The sequence below is a fragment of the Mycobacterium sp. genome, from assembly GCF_965277065.1.
GTDB lineage: Bacteria > Actinomycetota > Actinomycetes > Mycobacteriales > Mycobacteriaceae > Mycobacterium.
This window is the reverse complement of the sequence record NZ_CBDIBT010000018.1, coordinates 243331-259878: the sequence shown is the minus strand read 5'-3', so window position 1 is coordinate 259878 and position 16548 is coordinate 243331. Positions and strand designations below refer to the sequence as shown.

16 protein-coding genes, 1 pseudogene and 1 riboswitch are annotated in these 16548 nt (G+C 67.2%); of the genes and pseudogenes, 9 read left to right on the top strand and 8 right to left on the bottom strand.

Features of this window, described 5'->3' with window-relative positions; all coding sequences use genetic code 11:
• Positions 1-74 precede the first annotated feature (74 nt).
• Together ACQY5A_RS12740 and ACQY5A_RS12735 are read left to right on the top strand one after the other, a co-directional pair.
• On the top strand, positions 75-347 hold the full coding sequence (locus ACQY5A_RS12740) for a DUF2530 domain-containing protein (RefSeq protein ID WP_428340721.1): 273 nt from the start codon (positions 75-77) through the stop codon (positions 345-347).
• 12 nt (positions 348-359) lie between these two features.
• A complete protein-coding gene (locus ACQY5A_RS12735) occupies positions 360-815 on the top strand; it encodes an SRPBCC family protein (protein ID WP_428340720.1) in 456 nt (151 codons plus the stop codon).
• On the opposite strand, the gene ACQY5A_RS12730 is transcribed toward ACQY5A_RS12735, so the two are convergent.
• A complete protein-coding gene (locus tag ACQY5A_RS12730; RefSeq protein WP_428340719.1) occupies positions 812-1705 on the bottom strand; it encodes a DUF3027 domain-containing protein in 894 nt (297 codons plus the stop codon). The genes ACQY5A_RS12735 and ACQY5A_RS12730 overlap by 4 nt on opposite strands.
• Positions 1706-1793: 88 nt before the next feature.
• Here ACQY5A_RS12730 and ACQY5A_RS12725 point away from each other — a divergent pair, with 88 nt between their 5' ends.
• From ACQY5A_RS12725 to ACQY5A_RS12715, 3 genes are all read left to right on the top strand, one after another.
• The gene (locus ACQY5A_RS12725) at positions 1794-3476 is read left to right on the top strand and encodes an MFS transporter (protein WP_428340718.1); all 1683 of its coding nucleotides are present in this window, start codon (positions 1794-1796) and stop codon (positions 3474-3476) included.
• Positions 3476-3964, top strand: a complete 489-nt coding sequence (locus ACQY5A_RS12720; protein WP_428340717.1) for a DUF2771 domain-containing protein — start codon at positions 3476-3478, stop codon at positions 3962-3964. The genes ACQY5A_RS12725 and ACQY5A_RS12720 overlap by 1 nt, the downstream gene beginning before the upstream one ends.
• Positions 3965-4068: 104 nt before the next feature.
• On the top strand, positions 4069-4935 hold the full coding sequence (locus tag ACQY5A_RS12715; protein ID WP_428340716.1) for a DUF559 domain-containing protein: 867 nt from the start codon (positions 4069-4071) through the stop codon (positions 4933-4935).
• Positions 4936-5010: 75 nt separating this feature from the next.
• On the opposite strand, the gene ACQY5A_RS12710 is transcribed toward ACQY5A_RS12715, so the two are convergent.
• From ACQY5A_RS12710 to ACQY5A_RS12695, 4 genes are all read right to left on the bottom strand, one after another.
• Positions 5011-5178: a hypothetical protein gene (locus tag ACQY5A_RS12710; RefSeq protein WP_428340715.1), complete on the bottom strand. Its 168-nt coding sequence runs from the start codon at positions 5176-5178 to the stop codon at positions 5011-5013.
• A gap of 77 nt (positions 5179-5255) precedes the next feature.
• Positions 5256-6263 (bottom strand): glutathione S-transferase family protein, encoded by a 1008-nt coding sequence (locus ACQY5A_RS12705; protein ID WP_428341495.1) that lies wholly within the window; start codon positions 6261-6263, stop codon positions 5256-5258.
• Between the two features lie 11 nt (positions 6264-6274).
• Positions 6275-8212 carry an acyl-CoA dehydrogenase family protein gene (locus ACQY5A_RS12700; protein WP_428340714.1) on the bottom strand — a complete coding sequence of 646 codons (1938 nt, stop codon included), beginning with the start codon at positions 8210-8212 and terminating at the stop codon, positions 6275-6277.
• A gap of 86 nt (positions 8213-8298) precedes the next feature.
• The gene (locus ACQY5A_RS12695) at positions 8299-8709 is read right to left on the bottom strand and encodes a cold-shock protein (protein ID WP_428340713.1); all 411 of its coding nucleotides are present in this window, start codon (positions 8707-8709) and stop codon (positions 8299-8301) included.
• 161 nt (positions 8710-8870) lie between these two features.
• On the opposite strand from ACQY5A_RS12695, the pseudogene ACQY5A_RS12690 reads away from it, so the two are divergent.
• Both ACQY5A_RS12690 and ACQY5A_RS12685 read left to right on the top strand, forming a co-directional pair.
• Positions 8871-9294, top strand: a pseudogene (locus tag ACQY5A_RS12690) (YccF domain-containing protein).
• 291 nt (positions 9295-9585) lie between these two features.
• Positions 9586-9771: riboswitch (cyclic di-AMP (ydaO/yuaA leader) on the top strand.
• An 8-nt stretch (positions 9772-9779) separates the two neighbouring features.
• Positions 9780-10643, top strand: coding sequence for a transglycosylase family protein (locus tag ACQY5A_RS12685; protein ID WP_428340712.1), 864 nt, complete (start codon positions 9780-9782; stop codon positions 10641-10643).
• Positions 10644-10685: 42 nt separating this feature from the next.
• On the opposite strand, the gene ACQY5A_RS12680 is transcribed toward ACQY5A_RS12685, so the two are convergent.
• Complete coding sequence (locus tag ACQY5A_RS12680; protein ID WP_428340711.1) at positions 10686-10886, bottom strand: hypothetical protein; 201 nt, start codon at positions 10884-10886, stop codon at positions 10686-10688.
• Positions 10887-10972: 86 nt separating this feature from the next.
• Here ACQY5A_RS12680 and ACQY5A_RS12675 point away from each other — a divergent pair, with 86 nt between their 5' ends.
• Both ACQY5A_RS12675 and ACQY5A_RS12670 read left to right on the top strand, forming a co-directional pair.
• Positions 10973-13222, top strand: a complete 2250-nt coding sequence (locus ACQY5A_RS12675) for a helicase-associated domain-containing protein (protein WP_428340710.1) — start codon at positions 10973-10975, stop codon at positions 13220-13222.
• Between the two features lie 43 nt (positions 13223-13265).
• Positions 13266-14915 carry a DNA repair helicase XPB gene (locus ACQY5A_RS12670; protein WP_428340709.1) on the top strand — a complete coding sequence of 550 codons (1650 nt, stop codon included), beginning with the start codon at positions 13266-13268 and terminating at the stop codon, positions 14913-14915.
• Positions 14916-14927: 12 nt separating this feature from the next.
• On the opposite strand, the gene ACQY5A_RS12665 is transcribed toward ACQY5A_RS12670, so the two are convergent.
• Together ACQY5A_RS12665 and ACQY5A_RS12660 are read right to left on the bottom strand one after the other, a co-directional pair.
• Complete coding sequence (locus ACQY5A_RS12665) at positions 14928-16073, bottom strand: thiolase family protein (protein ID WP_428340708.1); 1146 nt, start codon at positions 16071-16073, stop codon at positions 14928-14930.
• A gap of 12 nt (positions 16074-16085) precedes the next feature.
• Positions 16086-16499: a Zn-ribbon domain-containing OB-fold protein gene (locus ACQY5A_RS12660; protein ID WP_428340707.1), complete on the bottom strand. Its 414-nt coding sequence runs from the start codon at positions 16497-16499 to the stop codon at positions 16086-16088.
• Between the last annotated feature and the right edge of the window lie 49 nt (positions 16500-16548).

The following is a 16548-nucleotide window of genomic DNA, read 5'->3' as shown; positions in this document are numbered from 1 at the left end:
GAACGTTACGACAGAACGCTCCAGCGTCAACATCGAATCACCCAGACGGGGTTTCACAGGATAAGTTGATCTCGATGTCTGACGAGCCTGGCAAGACCATCGAGCCGCCACCGCTACCTGCTGTGTTGCTGGATCCGTGGCCGATCATCGCGATCGGCGCGCTGGCCTGGCTGATCGCCGCGGTAGCCGCATTCCTCGTGCCGGCCCTGACTACCTGGCGACCGATGACGCTGGCCGGGCTGGCGGTCGGCGTCCTGGGCACGTCCATTTTCCTGTGGCAGCGCGCGGCTGCCCGCCGGGGCGCGCGCGGTGCCCAAACCGGGCTCACCACGACGCCCACGAGCTAGGAGGTTCGGGCCATGGCAGCGCCGCTATTGCAAGCCCAGATCGACATCGACGCACCCGCAACGACGGTGTGGGCGTTGATCAGCGATTTCCGCCGGATGCCACAGTGGAGTCCGCAGTGCCGGTGGATGCGACCCCTGGGCGCAGTCCGTCCCGGCAGCCGGACGTTCAACCTCAACCGTCGCAACCTGTTGGTCTGGCCGACGACGTCGACCGTCCTGGAGTTGGTGCCGGACCAGAAGCTGGCGTTCCGGGTCAACTTGAACAACACCGTCTGGAGCTACGAGCTGCAGCCGATCCCCGGCGGCACCCGGGTGATCGAGAGCCGGCATGCCGAGAACGGCGTCAAGCCGATCTCCGATATGGCCGTCAACACGCTCATGGGCGGAACCGACAGCTTCGAGCGCGAGCTCGTCGAGGGAATGAACGCCTCGCTGGCCAAGATCAAAGCCGCGGCCGAAAACGGTTAGCTGGGCACCGCCGGCTCGTCGGTAGGCGCCTCGGCGGCGGGTTCCTCGCCTGGCTCCTCGAGGGGTACCTCAGTGGCGGGCTCCTCGGCGGCGGGTACGTCGACCAATACCTCGGCGGATTTTTCGCTGACGTCGAGCACACCGTCATCGAAGGGGTCGTACATCGGCGAACCGCTGCCCGCGGGAGCAGGCGTGTCGGAATGCGCGCCACAGCCGTATTCGATGTCGACGATATGACCGTCGGCCGACAACTCGTTGCCGCACACCCCGAACATCACGCCGAGCGAACCGGCCAATGGCAGGAAAAAACCGCAATCGCGGCAGATCCGTTTGGTGGACTGCGCCATCTGCGCGCGCGGGCCATGCTCGCCGTCGTGCCAGCGTTGCGCCGCCTCGGTGCGACCCCAGGCGCTCATCACCTGGCGGCGGCCCAGCCCGATCTCCGCAGCCGTCTCGTCGACCTGCGGGTCACCGGAAGACAGGTAACCGGGCACCAGGCGCGGGTCGTCCGACGACGGCGCAAGCAGGTCGCCGGGGCTCAGGTCGCCGGGCTGGACGCGCTGATCCCAGGGCAACCACTCCGGTGCCAGTAGTGACTCCGGCCCGGGAACCAGCACCACCTCGCTGACCGTTGCATGGTCGGCGCCTGGGTAGCTGGCCACCACGACCGCCCACTGCCAGCCGTGGTAGCCGGGCAGGTTGGCCTTGAAACGATGGGTGGCGCTGACCGGGTCTTCGTAGGCAGCGCCGAGGTAGTCGCCCACGGTGTCGTCACCGCTGCCCTCGACGATGGCGCCGCGCGCGAGCCCGGTCGCGTCGGTCAGAACCGTCGCCAACTCAGGCGACCACTCCGTGGTCGTCGAACCGGTCATTTCGTCCGTTGTTTCCATGGGCCTCTGATTCTGCCGCACAGATGCAACGCATGGCCACACCGGTCGCCTGCGCCCTAGCACAGGCCGCATGGGTGAGAATCGATGTATGGCTGGACGGCGCGGTGATCACCGGGATACGAGCCGCGGCTCGGCACCCGGTCGGCGTGGTCGCAGCGGGCCGGCTGCCGAGCATCCGGGCATGGCCAACTACCCCACCGACGAGCCGGATCACCGCCGCTCACAACGGCCCCCGATACCCAGCTCCAACCGGTACCTGCCCCCGCTGAACCGCGACGGCGAACCCCAGCGCCGGACTCAAGCGCCGCGCGCCGCCGCAGCCGGGGAGCGGGTGACGGTCACCCGGGCCGCCGCCCAGCGCAGCCGCGAAATGGGTTCCCGGATGTATGACCTGGTGCAGCGCGCGGCCACCGCCGACGGCGCGGACAAATCCGGGCTCACGGCGCTGACCTGGCCGGTGGTGGCCAACTTCGCCACCGACGCCGCAATGGCCGTCGCGCTGGCCAACACACTGTTCTTCGCCGCGGCCACCGGGGAGAGCAAGGACCGCGTTGCGCTGTATCTGCTGATCACCATCGCGCCGTTCGCGGTGATCGCGCCGCTGATCGGTCCGGCGCTCGACCGGCTGCAGCACGGCCGCCGAGTCGCACTGGCGGCTTCGTTCGCGCTGCGCACCGCGCTGGCGGTGGTGCTGATCGGCAATTACGACGCCGCAACCGGCGGCTATCAGTCCTGGGTGCTGTATCCGTGTGCGCTGATGATGATGGTGCTGTCGAAATCGTTCAGCGTGCTGCGAAGTGCGGTCACGCCGCGGGTGATGCCGCCGAGCATCGACCTGGTCCGGGTGAATTCCCGGCTGACCATGTTCGGACTGCTGGGCGGCACCATCGTCGGTGGCGGCATCGCCGCTGGAATCGAGTACGGCTGCGACCGTCTGTTCGGAGTGCCGGGCGCCCTGTTCGTCGTTGTCGCGGTCACCGTCGCGGGCGCCGCGCTGTCCATGCACATCCCACGCTGGGTCGAGGTGACCACTGGCGAAGTTCCCGCCACGCTGAGCTACCGACAGGGCACGCGGCGGCGGAGTTGGCCCGATGAGGTCCGCCGGGCCAGTGGAGCACTACGACAACCGTTGGGCCGCAACATCATCACCGCGCTGTGTGGCAATTGCACGATCAAGGTGATGGTGGGATTCCTGTTCCTGTATCCGGCATTCGTCGCCAAGGCCCACCACGCCAACGGCTGGCGGCAGCTGGCGATGCTCGGCATGATCGGCGCGGCCGCCGCGATCGGCAACTTCGGCGGCAACTTCGCCAGCGCCCGGCTGCGGCTGGGCCGACCCGCGGTGCTCGTGCTGCGGTGCGCGCTGGCGGTCACCGGTATCGCGCTGGCGGCCGCGGTGGCCGGTACCCAGACGATGGCTGTGATCGCGACGTTGGTGACGTCGGGTTCGAGCGCCATCGCGAAGGCGGCGCTGGACGCTTCGTTGCAGGACGACCTGCCCGAAGAGTCCCGCGCGTCAGCGTTCGGGCGTTCGGAGTCGACGCTGCAACTCGCGTGGGTGCTCGGCGGTGCGATGGGCGTGCTGCTCTACACCGACCTGTGGATCGGTTTCAGCGTCGTTGCCTCGGTGCTGATTCTCGGCCTGGCCCAGACGGTGGTCAGCTTCCACGGCGACTCGCTGATCCCTGGCCTCGGCGGTAACCGACCGGTGATGGTCGAGCAGGAGGGCGAGCACAGCGAGCGTCGCAGCATGGCGGTTCCGCGACCGTGATGTCGGCTCGAAAACTTGCGCTGCTCGTGATCGTTGCGGTTCTCGCGGCGGGCGCCGGGGTCGGCGCGTGGGCGCTGGCGCGCGAGCAGGGGCCGCTGCGTCCACAGATCAGTGCGTATTCAGACGGCCATTCGACCCGGGTGGGTCCGTACCGGTACTGCAGCGTGCTCGACCTCACCGACTGCCAGAATGCGAAGACCGAGGGCGAGTTGAAGGTCAATTCGCATGCGCCCGTGCAGCTTTCGGTGCCGACGTCGATCGGCCAGGCACCCTGGTGGCTGCTGACGGTGTACGAGGATTCCGCCATTCCCACGACGACGTTCTACCGACCGGGCAGCCGGCTGGCAGTCACCATCCCCACCGTCGATCCCCAACACGGGCGCCTGACCGGAATCGCCGTGCAGTTGATGACGGTGTTCGTCGACCCGTCCGGCGAGGTTCAGGGTGTTCCCCACGCCGAGTGGTCGGTCCGGACGGTGTGGAGCTGAGCGGCCGATTGCCGAACGTCGACTTGCTGGGCTGAAAAGCGACGTTTTGCACAATAAGTCGACGCTGGACCACACGTGTCGGTGGCCACAGGCACCGTGTGCGCATGGAAAACCGGGACTGGCCATTTCGCGGCACTGAAGCTCTGGCCGCGGGACTTGTCACACCTCACGAACTCCGGACGACGTTTGAGAGCGTCCATCGAAACGTCTACGTCCCTCGCGGACAACCGCTGACTCCGGTGACGCGCGCGGTCGCAGCGTGGCTGTGGTCGGGGCGCGCCGCGACCGTGGCCGGACTGTCCGCCGCCGCCCTGCATCGGACCGCGTGGATCGACCCGTGGTTGCCGGCCGAACTCAACCGCCGTGGCCGCGATAAAACCGCGGGCATCCTCTTGCACAGTGACGCGTTATGGGATGACGAGGTGTGCGTGCGAGACGGCATTGCGATCACAACGCCGGCGCGGACGGCCTTCGACCTCGGGCGTCGAAAAGACTTTGCCAACACCGTGATTCGGATCGACGCGCTGATGCATGCGACCGGCTTGAAGATCGCCGACATCGACCTGTTGGCAGACCGGCATCGTGGTGCGCGCGGTTTGGCGCAATTGCGCCGGGTGATACCGATGGTCGACGGCGGCTCCGAATCGCCCTACGAGACCAAGACGCGCCTGATGCTGATCGGCAGCGGGCTGCCGCGACCGCAAACTCAGATCGAAGTGCGTGGCGACTGGAACGGCGTCCTGGCGCGGATCGACATGGGTTGGGAGGAATGCAAGGTCGGCGTCGAGTTCGACGGCGCGCATCATTGGACCGACCCAGCGCAACGCACCTGGGACATCGATCGACTGGCTGAGCTCGAGGCGCGGGGCTGGGTCATCATCCGGGTCAGTGCCGATCTGTTGCGCAACCGGCCCGATGTCGTCGTCGCACGGGTTCGTCGCGCTCTGTGCGCTGCTGGATGCCCGGTCTGACCGGTCCAACGTCGAGTTGACGGGTGAAGCCGCGTGTTTTGACGCAACAACTCGACGTTCGCCGAAGGCACTGACCTACCGCGTGCTCTCGCCGGCGGTGTTGTGCCGGGACTGCTGTTGACCGGGCCCGTTCGGGTCGCCGCCTTGGTGGTCCAGTTCTTCTTGGACCTCGCGCTGATCTTCGGTCACCTTCCTGGCGTCCTCGGGCTCTGGATCAGGCTTGCTAGTGGCTTGCTGGTTCACGCGAGATCTTCCTGTCGGCTGCTGCGAGTGGGTCTGAGCAGGATGTCCGGGATCGCGCACTTCGAAACGCACTGCGCCTAGACCGCGCCGTGACCTGCCGGCACCTGCTCGCCGCCGCGCGTCGGCCCCGGCGGTGTACCGTCGCCGAAAGGCTTGCCGCCCAACGCTTCTCTACCGTGCGGTGTCAGCCAGTTGGCCAGCTCCGGACCCTTCGGCACGATGCCGCTCGGGTTTATGTCCTTGTGAACCAGGTAGTAGTGCTGCTTGATCTGGACGAAGTCGGTGGTATCGCCAAAACCCGGCGTCTGGAACAAGTCTCGTGCGTAAGCCCATAACACCGGCATCTCGGAGAGCTTGCTTCGGTTGCACTTGAAGTGGCCGTGGTAGACGGGATCGAAGCGGGCCAACGTGGTGAACAGCCGCACGTCGGCTTCGGTAATCGTCTTGCCGACCAGGTAACGCTGCTTCTCCAGTCGGCTACTGACCCAGTCGAGCGCGGAGAACAACCGGTCGTAGGCGGCGTCGTACGCCTGCTGTGAGCCGGAGAAGCCGCAGCGATACACGCCGTTGTTGATCTCGGAGTAGACCCGCTCGTCGACTTCGTCGATCTCGGCGCGCAGCGCTTCGGGGTAGAGCTGCGGAGCACCGTCGCGGTGATAGGCCGTCCACTCGGTCGACAGGTCCAACGTCATCTGGGAAAAGTCGTTGGTGACGACGGCACCGCTCGGCACATCGACGATGGCGGGGACGGTGATGCCTTTCGGATAGTCCGGAAAGCGGGCGAAATACGCGTCCTGTAGCCGGGGAATCTTCAGCACCGGGTCGACGCCGTCGGGGTCGAGATCGAATGTCCAGCTCCGCTTGTCGTGCGTCGGGCCGCAAAACCCAATCGACAGAACGTCTTCCAGGCCGAGCAGACGCCGGACGATGATCGCGCGGTTGGCCCACGGGCAGGCACGGGCGACGATCAGCCGGTAGCGGCCCGGTTCCACCGGATAGCCGTCGCGGCCGTCGGCGGTGATCCGGGTTTCGATGTACTCGGTGTCGCGGGTGAATTCGCCGGCCTCGGCGATATAGGAAGTTATGTCGACCTCCGTCAGGTTCGCGCCACGGTCAGGAATCGGCGGGCATGGTCGGATTCGGTCGACGCACCGGCTTCCCAGTGCGCGATCCACGGCCCGGTGCCTTCGGACTGGTCGATTATCCCCTCTTCGGCCCAGGTGTATCGGCCCTCGAGCACATTGGCGGCCACTCGCGCGTCGACATCGTCGGTGTTCGTCCACAAGGCCTCGAACAGCGCCTCCACCCGCAGGGTGGCCTGCTGACAGAACGCCTCAGCCAACTCGAAGGACTGCTCGCCGCGACGCGCGTCGGCGACTCGCTGGGACTCGGCTCGTACGCACGTCGCCGCCATGGCGAACAGTTCCGCGGCGATGTCGACCACCCGCCCGAGGAAGCCCTGCTTCTGTTCCATCGCGGCCTGCCAGCGCGCCATCCCGTAGAAGGTGTTGCGGGCCAGCTTGCGGGCCGAGCGCTCGACGAAGCGCAGATGCGTGGCGAGGTCGCCGAACTCGCGATACGCGGTGGGTCGTTGACCTTCGCCGAACACCAACTGCGGCAACCACTTCGCATAGAATCCACTCGCGCCGACGGCCGCCTTGGCCTTCTGGCGGAGGTCGGCTTTGGCGTTCGCGAGGTCACCCGCTGCACTCAGGTGTGCGTCGACCGCTTCGCGGGCGATCAGCAATCGCATGATCTCGCTGGATCCCTCGAAGATGCGGTTGATTCTCAAGTCGCGAACCACCTGCTCCACCGGCACCGCCCGCTCGCCGCGCGCGGCCAGCGACTCGGCGGTCTCATAGCCGCGGCCGCCACGGATCTGCAGCAGCTCGTCGCCGATCTTGCAGGCCATCTCGCTCGACCACAGTTTGGCCAGCGCCGCCTCGATCCGGATGTCGTTGCGGCCTTCGTCGGCCATCTGCCCGGACAACTCCAAGACTGATTCGAGCGCGTAGCTCGTCGCGGCCATGAACGAAATCTTTTCCACGACGGCCCCGTGCTCGCCGACCGGCTTGCCCCACTGGACGCGCTCACCGGCCCACTCGCGGGCGATCTTCAGCGACCATTTGGCCGACCCCGCGCAGATCGCGGGAATGGAGAGTCGGCCGGCGTTCAGCGTCGTCAACGCGATCTTCAGGCCGTCGCCCTCCTTGCCGATCAAATTCTCGGCGGGCACCCGGACCTTGTGCATCCTGGTCAGTCCGTTCTCGATCCCGCGTAACCCCATGAACGAGTTGCGCCGCTCGACCGTGATGCCGGGCGAATCGGCTTCGACGACGAATGCGCTGATACCGCCGCGATGCCCGTCGCCCTTGGGCACGGCGGCCATCACCACCAGAAGCTCTGCGACGACGCCGTTGGTCGTCCAGAGTTTCACGCCGTCCAATTCGTAGGCCGCTCCGCCATCCACCGGAGTCGCCGTCGACGCCAGCCGGGCCGGGTCGGAGCCGACATCAGGCTCGGTGAGCAGGAAGGCCGAGATCGCCCCGGCGGCGCAGCGCGGCAAGAAGTTCCGCTTCTGCTCCTCGCTTCCGGCGAGCTTGAGCGGCTCGGGCACCCCGATCGACTGGTGCGCCGACAGCAGCGCCCCGAGGCTGGCATGCACGCTCGACACCAGCATCAGCGCCCGGTTGTAGGCCACCTGTGACAGGTTCAGCCCGCCGTATTCCGACGGGATCTTCATGCCGAAACATCCGAGGTCGGCAAGGCCCTTCACATACTCGTCGGGAATCTTCGCGTCCCGTTCGATCACGCTGCCGTCGACGGTGCCCAGGAACTCCCGCAGCCGATCGAGAAACTCTTCGGTCCGAGCCGCCTCGTCGGCGGCCGGTTGGGGAAACGGGTGGATCAGGTCCAGGGGAAAGCGGCCGAGAAACAGCTCCTTGGCCAGGGATGGTTTGTCCCAGCCGCTTTCGCGCGATTCCTCCGCTACGGCTCGCGCTTGTTCTTCGCTGACCTGCGCCTGCTGTGCCATCGGACTTCCCTCACTCGAAACCGACTCCTCAAGGAGCTTCGGTTCGAGTGTTCCCCGTCACACGGCGCGGTACAAGCGCCCGAGGCTCAGGCGTCCAATTCGCGGGCCACGGCCTTGACGACGTCGGAGACCTTGCGGGCGATCTTGCGGTCCGGGTATTTGCCTTTGCGCAGTTCGGGCTGCACGGTGCCCTCCAGCAGCGTGATCATGTCCTCGACCATGCCGTGCAACTCGTCCGGGCTGTGCTTGTGCTCCGCCGGACCCTCGCGGCGGGGACGGCTGCTGAGCGTCGGCGGCGGGTCGATGAGTTTCAGGCTCAGCGCCTGGGGTCCGCGCCGTCCGGACGCGAGGCCGAATTCGACCTTCTGTCCGGCTTTGAGTCCTTCGACGCCGGCCGGCAGCGCCGAAGAACGGACGTAAACGTCCTCGCCGTCCTCCTGAGACAGAAAACCGAAGCCCTTCTCCGTGTCGTACCACTTCACCTTGCCAGTCGGCACCGGTCTCACCTGCTTGTCTCGCGAACAACTCAATGGGGGAACACAACGAAGCGCCCCGCCTGCGCAGGACGCGATGCCGACCGATCCTACTCGGGATCACCGGCGCCTGAGTACGGCAGTTTCTCGGTACGCTGGCTAGACTGTGTCGGTTGGAGGAGACCATGCGCCTGATCCTGAATGTCATCTGGTTGGTTTTCGGTGGTCTGTGGTTGGCCCTCGGATATGTGGTGGCCGCGCTGATCTGCTTCCTGCTGATCGTGACCATGCGTCCCCATCCCATTCGGATTCGCGTCACTGCGGATCGCTTCGTACGCGCTGTGGCCGTTCGGTCGGACGATCGTCGACAAGCCCGGCGTGCGTACCGGTGCGTTGATCGGCAACATCATCTGGATCCTGTTGTGCGGAATCTGGCTCGCGATCGGACATTTGCTGACCGCGGTGGCGATGGCGGCGACGATCGTCGGCATTCCGCTGGCTCTGGCGAACCTCAAGCTGATCCCGGTGTCGCTTTTGCCGCTGGGCAAAGAAATAGTGGCGATCGATTCCGCACCCCAGGCGCCGTGGGCTCGTCCCCGCGCCGCGTAGACCTGAAATTGGTGTGTCGGACGCAGGCGCGTGACCAGGGACTAATCCCGTAGGTCGTTGTGAAATGAGTCACATAACGGTTTGATCACAGCGCGGCAACGGCCCGGTTGCGATGCCCTCGACCTGCGCAAACGACGGCCGCTCCAGGCGTTTCTCGAAGTTGCGACACGCGAAACGCGACGTGCGCCATGAAATGACTCCGTTGCTGACACCAGCTAGCGTCGTGCGCGGGCCCGCCGAGACTCCCTGAGCGGTAGGCCTTCTCGCCTATAGCGCCGAGCTCCATCCAATAGGCGAGCAACGCCAACCCATGGATGGAGGCGGGGGACCCAACGGTCCGCCGACATTGCGACCAGGAGCCGCCCGCGGCTCCTTGGGGTGAAGCCGACGCGGTCTTACACAGACTCGACGAAGGCCGGGCGACCTCTTCCGCCCGAACCCGACAGCTGACCTCGCAGGCGCTTTACGAGAGGAATAACCGGGGTATGAGCGGTCGTCACCGTAAACCCACGACGTCCACCATCGGCGTCGCCAAAATAGCGTTTACCGGTGCGGTAATCGGCGGCGGCGGCATCGCCCTCGCCGGTCACGCAGCCGCCGCTCCCGACAGCGAGTGGGACCGCGTCGCGTCCTGCGAGTCGGGCGGCAACTGGGGCATCAACACCGGCAACGGTTACCACGGCGGGCTGCAGTTCTCGCAGGGCACCTGGGCCGCCCACGGTGGCGGCGAGTACGCCACGTCGGCCAACCGGGCCACCCGCGACCAGCAGATCGCCGTCGCCGAGCGGGTGCTGGCCACCCAGGGCCGCGGCGCCTGGCCCGTGTGCGGACGGGGCCTTTCGGGCGCCACTCCGCGCAACGTGCTCGCCGACGCACCCGCCCCGGATGCCCCGCCGCCCGCCGAGCCCGCCGCGTTCGAGCCGCCGCCGGCCGAACCCGCCGCGTTCGAGCCGCCGCCGGCCGAACCCCCACCTCCGCCGCCCGCGCCGGAACCCCCGCCTCCGCCGGCCGAGCTGGCCGCGGTCGACGCGCCCCCGCCCGCTGAACCTGCTCCCGAGCCCGCTCCGCCGGCCGAGCCGGTCCAGGAAGCGGCCGCCGAGGCGCCTGCGCCCGACGCACCCCCGCCGTCGGCCGACCCCGCGCCCGAGCCCCCTCCGCCGGCTGAGCCAATGCACGCCGAGTCGGTGGCCATGAATGGCCCCGTCGACGGGCCGCAGGAAATTCACCAGGCGAACGCTGTGTCGTCCTGGACCGCCATGCCGCAGGACCCGAGTTACCTCACGGATCTGCTCCACGCGATTCAGTCGCAGAGCGTCAGCGGTAACCCGGCACTGCAGTCCCTCGCCTAGACGGGTGGGCGTCGGGGTACGGCGGAGTGACCCGCCCTGCGCCTAGCGGTTGACGTCGGTGACCGGATGGACGTAGGGCAGCTCGTCAGCGGGCAGCGGAAAGATCAGGTCGCCGAACGGCGACAACGCGCCGGCCCGGTCGGTTGCCAGTTCGCTCACGGCATGGTCGTCGGGGTTGGTCGTCGGCCAGCCGTTATCGACGTAACGGGTCTTCTCCGTCTTCTTGTCAGCCACGCGGTCCATTCTGACAGGTCGGGCGCGGTGCTGCCCGCCTTACCCTCCGTCGGCTGGCAACGCCCGATGGCTGGACTGCTTTACGCTGGTCAGCAATGACAGAACACACCCCGGACATCCCGCTGGGGTCCTGGCTGGCCGAGTTACCTGATGACCGGCTGATCCGTCTGCTGGAACTTCGGCCCGACCTTGCCCAGCCTCCGCCAGGCAGCATCGCCGCGCTGGCCGCCCGCGCCCAGGCTCGACAGTCGTTGAAAGCTGCCACCGACGAGCTGGACTTCCTGCGGTTGGCGGTGATCGACGCACTGCTGGTGCTGCAGGCGGACACCGCACCGGTACCGGTCGCCAAACTGCTCACGCTGATCGGTGACCGGGCACCCGAACGCGAGGTGCTCGACGCGCTCGACGACCTGAAAGCACGCGCGCTGGCCTGGGGTGACCTCGACGTGCGGGTGACCGCCGACGCCGGCGGCGGCCTGCCCTGGTACGTGGGGCAGGTGACGCTTGAAGACGCCTCGCAGAGCCCGGAGCGCATCGCCACACTGATCGACGGCCTCAACGACCCGCAGCGCGAGCTATTGGACAGACTGCTGGAGGGCTCGCCGTTGGGGCGCACTCGCGATGCGGCGCCCGGTGCTCCCGCGGATCGCCCTGTCCCACAACTGATTGCGATCGGGCTGCTCCGGCGCATCGACGCGGACACCGTGATCCTGCCGCGCAACGTCGGGCAGGTGATGCGCGGCGAGAAACCCGGACCGGTCCGGCTCGCAGCGCCGGACCCGCCGGTATCCACCACCACTGCCGCCGACGCCGACGCCGCGGCCGCCGGCGCGATCATCGATCTGCTTCGCGAGTTGGACGTCCTCCTCGAAACACTCAGCAACGCACCGATTTCCGAGCTGCGCAGCGGAGGCCTCGGCGTGCGCGAGATTCGCCGGCTGACCAAAATCACCGGCGTCGGCGAGACCCGGCTGGGACTGATCCTCGAACTCGCCGCCGCGGCGGGACTGATCGCCAGCGGCATCCCGGACCCGCTGCCGGCGGTCGGCGACCCGCCGTACTGGGCGCCGACGGTGGCCGCCGACCGGTACAGCGACGCATCGACCGCCGAACGCTGGCATCTGCTGGCCACCACCTGGCTCGACCTGGCGGCCAGGCCGGCGCTGATCGGGAGCCGCGGCCCGGACGCCAAACCTTATGCCGCGCTGTCGGATTCGCTCTACTCGACGGCCGCGCCGCTGGATCGCCGTCTACTGCTGGGCATGCTGGCCGAGCTGCCACCCGGCGCGGGAGTCGACAAGAGCACCGCGTCGGCGGCGCTGATCTGGCGGCGGCCCCGCTGGTCCAATCGGTTGCAACCCGCGCCGATCTCCTACCTCCTGGACGAAGCGCAGCACCTCGGTCTGGTCGGCCGCGGAGCGATCAGTACGCCCGGCCGCGTGTTCATCGGCGGCTCCGAGGATGTGGAGGCCGTCGCCGCGATGGCACGTGTCCTGCCCACGCCGATCAATCACTTCTTAGTGCAAGCCGACCTGACGGTGGTGGTGCCCGGCCCGCTGGAGCGTCACCTCGCCGAGGAAATGTCAACGGTAGCCACCGTCGAGTCCGCGGGCACCGCGATGGTGTACCGGGTCAGCGAGCCGTCGATCCGACGTGCCCTCGACATCGGCAAGACCGCAGAAGAATTGCACTCCCTGTTTCGCAAGCACTCCAAAACGCCTGTGCCGCAAGGATTGACGTACCTGATCGACGATGTCGCACGCCGGCACGGCCAGCTGCGGATCGGCATGGCCGCGTCGTTCGTGCGGTGCGAGGACCCGACGCTGCTCGCCCAGGCCGCGGCCGGCGCCGAACGCCTCGGCCTGCGCGTGCTGGCACCGACCGTGGCGATCTCGCAAGCACCGATCGGTGAAGTGCTCGCGGCCTTGCAGGACGCCGGCTTCGCCCCGGCCGCCGAGGACGCCACCGGCACCATCGTCGACATCCGGACCCGCGGTGCGCGAATCCCCACCCCGCCGCGCCATCGTCCGCATCGAGCGGTGTCGCGCCCGAGCAGCGATACGCTCAGCGCGGTGGTCGCGGTGCTGCGGAAAGTGACCACCGCGCCGTTCGACAATGTGCGGATCGATCCGGCGGTGGCGATGTCACTGCTGCAGCGGGCCGCCCGGGAACAAGACACGGTGCTGATCAGTTACGTCGATGTTGCGGGCGTGGCCACCCAGCGGGTGGTGTCGCCGATCGCGGTGACCGGCGGGCAGTTGATCGCGTTCGACTCGGCCTCGAGCCGCGCCCGTGATTTCACGATTCACCGCATCACCTCGGTGATGCCCGCCGACGCCGAGTAAGTGCGCGCCGGCGATGTCGGCCCAGTACGGATAATGGAGTTCTATGACTGACGGACCGTTGATTGTGCAGTCTGACAAGACTGTGCTGCTGGAGGTCGACCACGAGCTGGCCGGTGCGGCGCGCGCGGCGATCGCGCCGTTCGCGGAGCTCGAGCGCGCACCCGAGCATGTGCATACCTACCGCATCACCCCGCTGGCGCTGTGGAATGCCCGCGCCGCGGGCCACGACGCCGAGCAGGTCGTCGACGCGCTGGTCAGCTTTTCCCGGTACGCGGTTCCGCAGCCGTTGCTGGTCGACATCGTCGACACGATGGCCCGCTATGGCCGGCTGCAGCTGGTGAAGAGCCCGGTGCACGGTCTGACACTGGTCAGCTTCGACCGCGCTGTGCTCGAAGAAGTGTTGCGCCACAAGAAGATCGCGCCGATGCTGGGCGCCCGCGTCGACGACGACACCGTGATCGTGCACGCCAGCGAGCGCGGGCGGGTCAAGCAGATGCTGCTCAAGATCGGCTGGCCCGCCGAGGATCTCGCGGGCTACGTCGACGGCGAGGCTCATCCGATCAGCCTGCTGCAGGACGGTTGGCAGCTGCGCGACTACCAGGAGATGGCGGCCGACTCGTTCTGGTTGGGCGGGTCGGGCGTGGTGGTCCTGCCGTGTGGTGCGGGCAAGACGCTCGTCGGCGCCGCCGCGATGGCGAAAGCCAGCGCGACGACGTTGATCCTGGTCACCAACACCGTCGCCGGCCGGCAGTGGAAGCGCGAGCTGATCGCGCGAACGTCGTTGACCGAAGAGGAGATTGGTGAATACTCCGGGGAGCGCAAGGAGATTCGACCGGTCACCATCGCGACCTACCAGGTGATCACCCGTCGCACCAAGGGCGAGTACCGCCACCTCGAGTTGTTCGACAGCCGGGACTGGGGATTGATCGTTTACGACGAGGTGCACCTGCTGCCGGCGCCGGTGTTCCGGATGACTGCCGACCTGCAGTCTCGGCGGCGGCTCGGACTCACGGCGACGCTGATCCGGGAGGACGGCCGCGAGGGCGACGTGTTCTCGTTGATCGGCCCGAAGCGCTACGACGCGCCGTGGAAAGACATCGAGGCGCAGGGTTGGATCGCCCCCGCGGAGTGCATCGAGGTGCGGGTCACGATGACCGACAACGAGCGGATGATCTACGCCACCGCCGAGCCAGAAGAACGCTACAAGCTGTGCTCGACGGCCCATTCGAAAATCGCTGTGGTGCAATCGATTCTGGCTCGGCACGCAGGCGAGCCGACGTTGGTGATCGGCGCTTATCTGGAACAGCTCGAGGAACTCGGCGAGGTGCTCGACGCCCCGGTGATCCAGGGATCGACCAAGAATGCCGAGCGCGAGGCCTTGTACGACGCTTTCCGTCGCGGTGAGGTGAGTACCCTGGTGGTGTCGAAGGTGGCGAACTTCTCCATCGACCTGCCGGAAGCGTCTGTCGCAGTTCAGGTTTCAGGTACCTTCGGGTCCCGACAAGAAGAGGCGCAGCGACTCGGCCGGCTGCTGCGGCCGAAGGCCGACGGCGGTGGCGCGGTGTTTTATTCCGTGGTGGCCCGCGACAGCTTGGATGCGGACTACGCCGCGCATCGGCAGCGCTTTCTGGCCGAGCAGGGCTACGGCTACATCATCCGCGACGCCGACGACCTGCTGGGGCCGGCGATCTGACCTTCATCCAACTCAGAGCGACAGGATCGTCGCCGACGCGGTACCGGGTGCCCCGTAGACCTGCGCCAGACCGACGCGCGGGTTGCCGGGAACCTGACGCTCGCCCGCCTCGCCGCGCAGCTGGCGGACCAGCTCGTGCACCTGACGCAGGCCGGACGCGCCGATCGGTTCGCCGTTGGCGATTAGTCCGCCGTCGGTGTTGACCGGGATCGAGCCGTGGATCTCGGTGGCGCCGTCGGCCAGCAGCTTCTCCTGCTCGCCGTCGGCGCATAGGCCCGTCTCAGCCATGTGGATCACTTCGTTGCCGGCGTCGGTGTCCTGAAGTTGAGCGACGTCGACGTCCTCGGGCCCGATGCCCGCAGCCTCGTAGGCGGCTTTGGCGGCGTAGACCGTCGGCGAGACGTCCTGGTCCAGCGGGGCGAACGTGGCATGCACTTCGTAGGCGCCGTAGGTGCGGGTGCGGATCTCGGTGGCGCGCACGTAGACCGGCTTGTCGGTGTACTTGTGTGCGATGTCGGCGCGACACATGATCACGGCCGCGGCGCCTTCGTCGGGCGCGCAAAACATGTACTGTGTCAGCGGGTAATTCAGCACCGCCGAGTTGAGGATTTGCTCCTCCGACATCGGCTTGCGGCGGAACGCATTCGGGTTGATCGCGCCGTTACGGAAGTTCTTCGCGGCCACCTTGGCCAGGGTGGCCTGGGAGATGTTGTGGTCGTGGAGGTACTTGTTGGCCTTCATCCCGAAGAACTTGGTCGTCACGAACTGGCCGTTCTCGGCGTACCACTGCGGCAGCGCTAACTTCGCCGGGTCGTCGGTGAACGCACCGCGCGGATGCTTGTCCAGCCCGATCGCGATGCCGATGTCGTACTTACCCAGCCGGATGGTGTCTGCCGTCTGCTGAATCGCGCTCGCCGCGGTGGCGCACGCGTTGAAGACGTTGGTGAACGTGATGCCGGTCAGCCCGACCAGGCGAGTTACCGCGTCCGGGTTGGACACCTCATGGCTGCCGCCGAAGCCGAACTGGATGTCTTTCCAGTCCACCCGGGCGTCGGCCAATGCGGATTGGATGGCCTCGGCGCCCATCTGCATCGCGGTCTTGTCGAAACGGCCGAAGGGGTGCAGGCCGACACCGATGATGGCGACATCACTGGTCATTTTCAGGCTCCTCTATACCGGCTGGAAGGCGAACGTGACGATCTCGTCGCCGTCAGCGTCGGTGGTGAACGGGATCATGGTCAGCTCGACCGACTGGCCGAATTGCAGCTTGGCCGGATCGTTCTCGGTCAGCCGGCCTTCGACACGAATGACGTCGCCGAGTTGCACCAGGCCCACCCCGAACGGCACGAAGTCGTCGCCGGTCGGACCGGCGTAGGGAGCTCCGGGTGGGAAACCCTGGGTGGTCCACGCGATCAGGGTTCCGCTGCGCGGGAGCTTGGTCTCCGACATCGCCGACTTGCTGCACCGCGGACACAGATCCTGTGCCGGGAATGTAGTGGCACTGCAGTCGCCGCACTGGCTACCGATCAGCTGAGGATTCTCATCGGGCCAGGTAGAGATGGTGGGGTCGATTGCCTTCTGCATCGAGGGATCCTCCGTCAGCCGCCGCGGGATAATGCGCTCAACAAACCGT

Excerpts from the sequence above, each read along its gene's own strand:
- ACQY5A_RS12740 (WP_428340721.1), top strand. The coding sequence starts at position 75 with ATGTCTGACGAGCCTGGCAAGACCATCGAGCCGCCACCGCTACCTGCT.
- ACQY5A_RS12735 (WP_428340720.1), top strand. The coding sequence starts at position 360 with ATGGCAGCGCCGCTATTGCAAGCCCAGATCGACATCGACGCACCCGCA.
- ACQY5A_RS12730 (WP_428340719.1), bottom strand. The coding sequence starts at position 1,705 with ATGGAAACAACGGACGAAATGACCGGTTCGACGACCACGGAGTGGTCG.
- ACQY5A_RS12725 (WP_428340718.1), top strand. The coding sequence starts at position 1,794 with ATGGCTGGACGGCGCGGTGATCACCGGGATACGAGCCGCGGCTCGGCA.
- ACQY5A_RS12720 (WP_428340717.1), top strand. The coding sequence starts at position 3,476 with ATGTCGGCTCGAAAACTTGCGCTGCTCGTGATCGTTGCGGTTCTCGCG.
- ACQY5A_RS12715 (WP_428340716.1), top strand. The coding sequence starts at position 4,069 with ATGGAAAACCGGGACTGGCCATTTCGCGGCACTGAAGCTCTGGCCGCG.
- ACQY5A_RS12700 (WP_428340714.1), bottom strand. The coding sequence starts at position 8,212 with ATGGCACAGCAGGCGCAGGTCAGCGAAGAACAAGCGCGAGCCGTAGCG.
- ACQY5A_RS12685 (WP_428340712.1), top strand. The coding sequence starts at position 9,780 with ATGAGCGGTCGTCACCGTAAACCCACGACGTCCACCATCGGCGTCGCC.
- ACQY5A_RS12680 (WP_428340711.1), bottom strand. The coding sequence starts at position 10,886 with ATGGACCGCGTGGCTGACAAGAAGACGGAGAAGACCCGTTACGTCGAT.
- ACQY5A_RS12675 (WP_428340710.1), top strand. The coding sequence starts at position 10,973 with ATGACAGAACACACCCCGGACATCCCGCTGGGGTCCTGGCTGGCCGAG.
- ACQY5A_RS12670 (WP_428340709.1), top strand. The coding sequence starts at position 13,266 with ATGACTGACGGACCGTTGATTGTGCAGTCTGACAAGACTGTGCTGCTG.
- ACQY5A_RS12665 (WP_428340708.1), bottom strand. The coding sequence starts at position 16,073 with ATGACCAGTGATGTCGCCATCATCGGTGTCGGCCTGCACCCCTTCGGC.
- ACQY5A_RS12660 (WP_428340707.1), bottom strand. The coding sequence starts at position 16,499 with ATGCAGAAGGCAATCGACCCCACCATCTCTACCTGGCCCGATGAGAAT.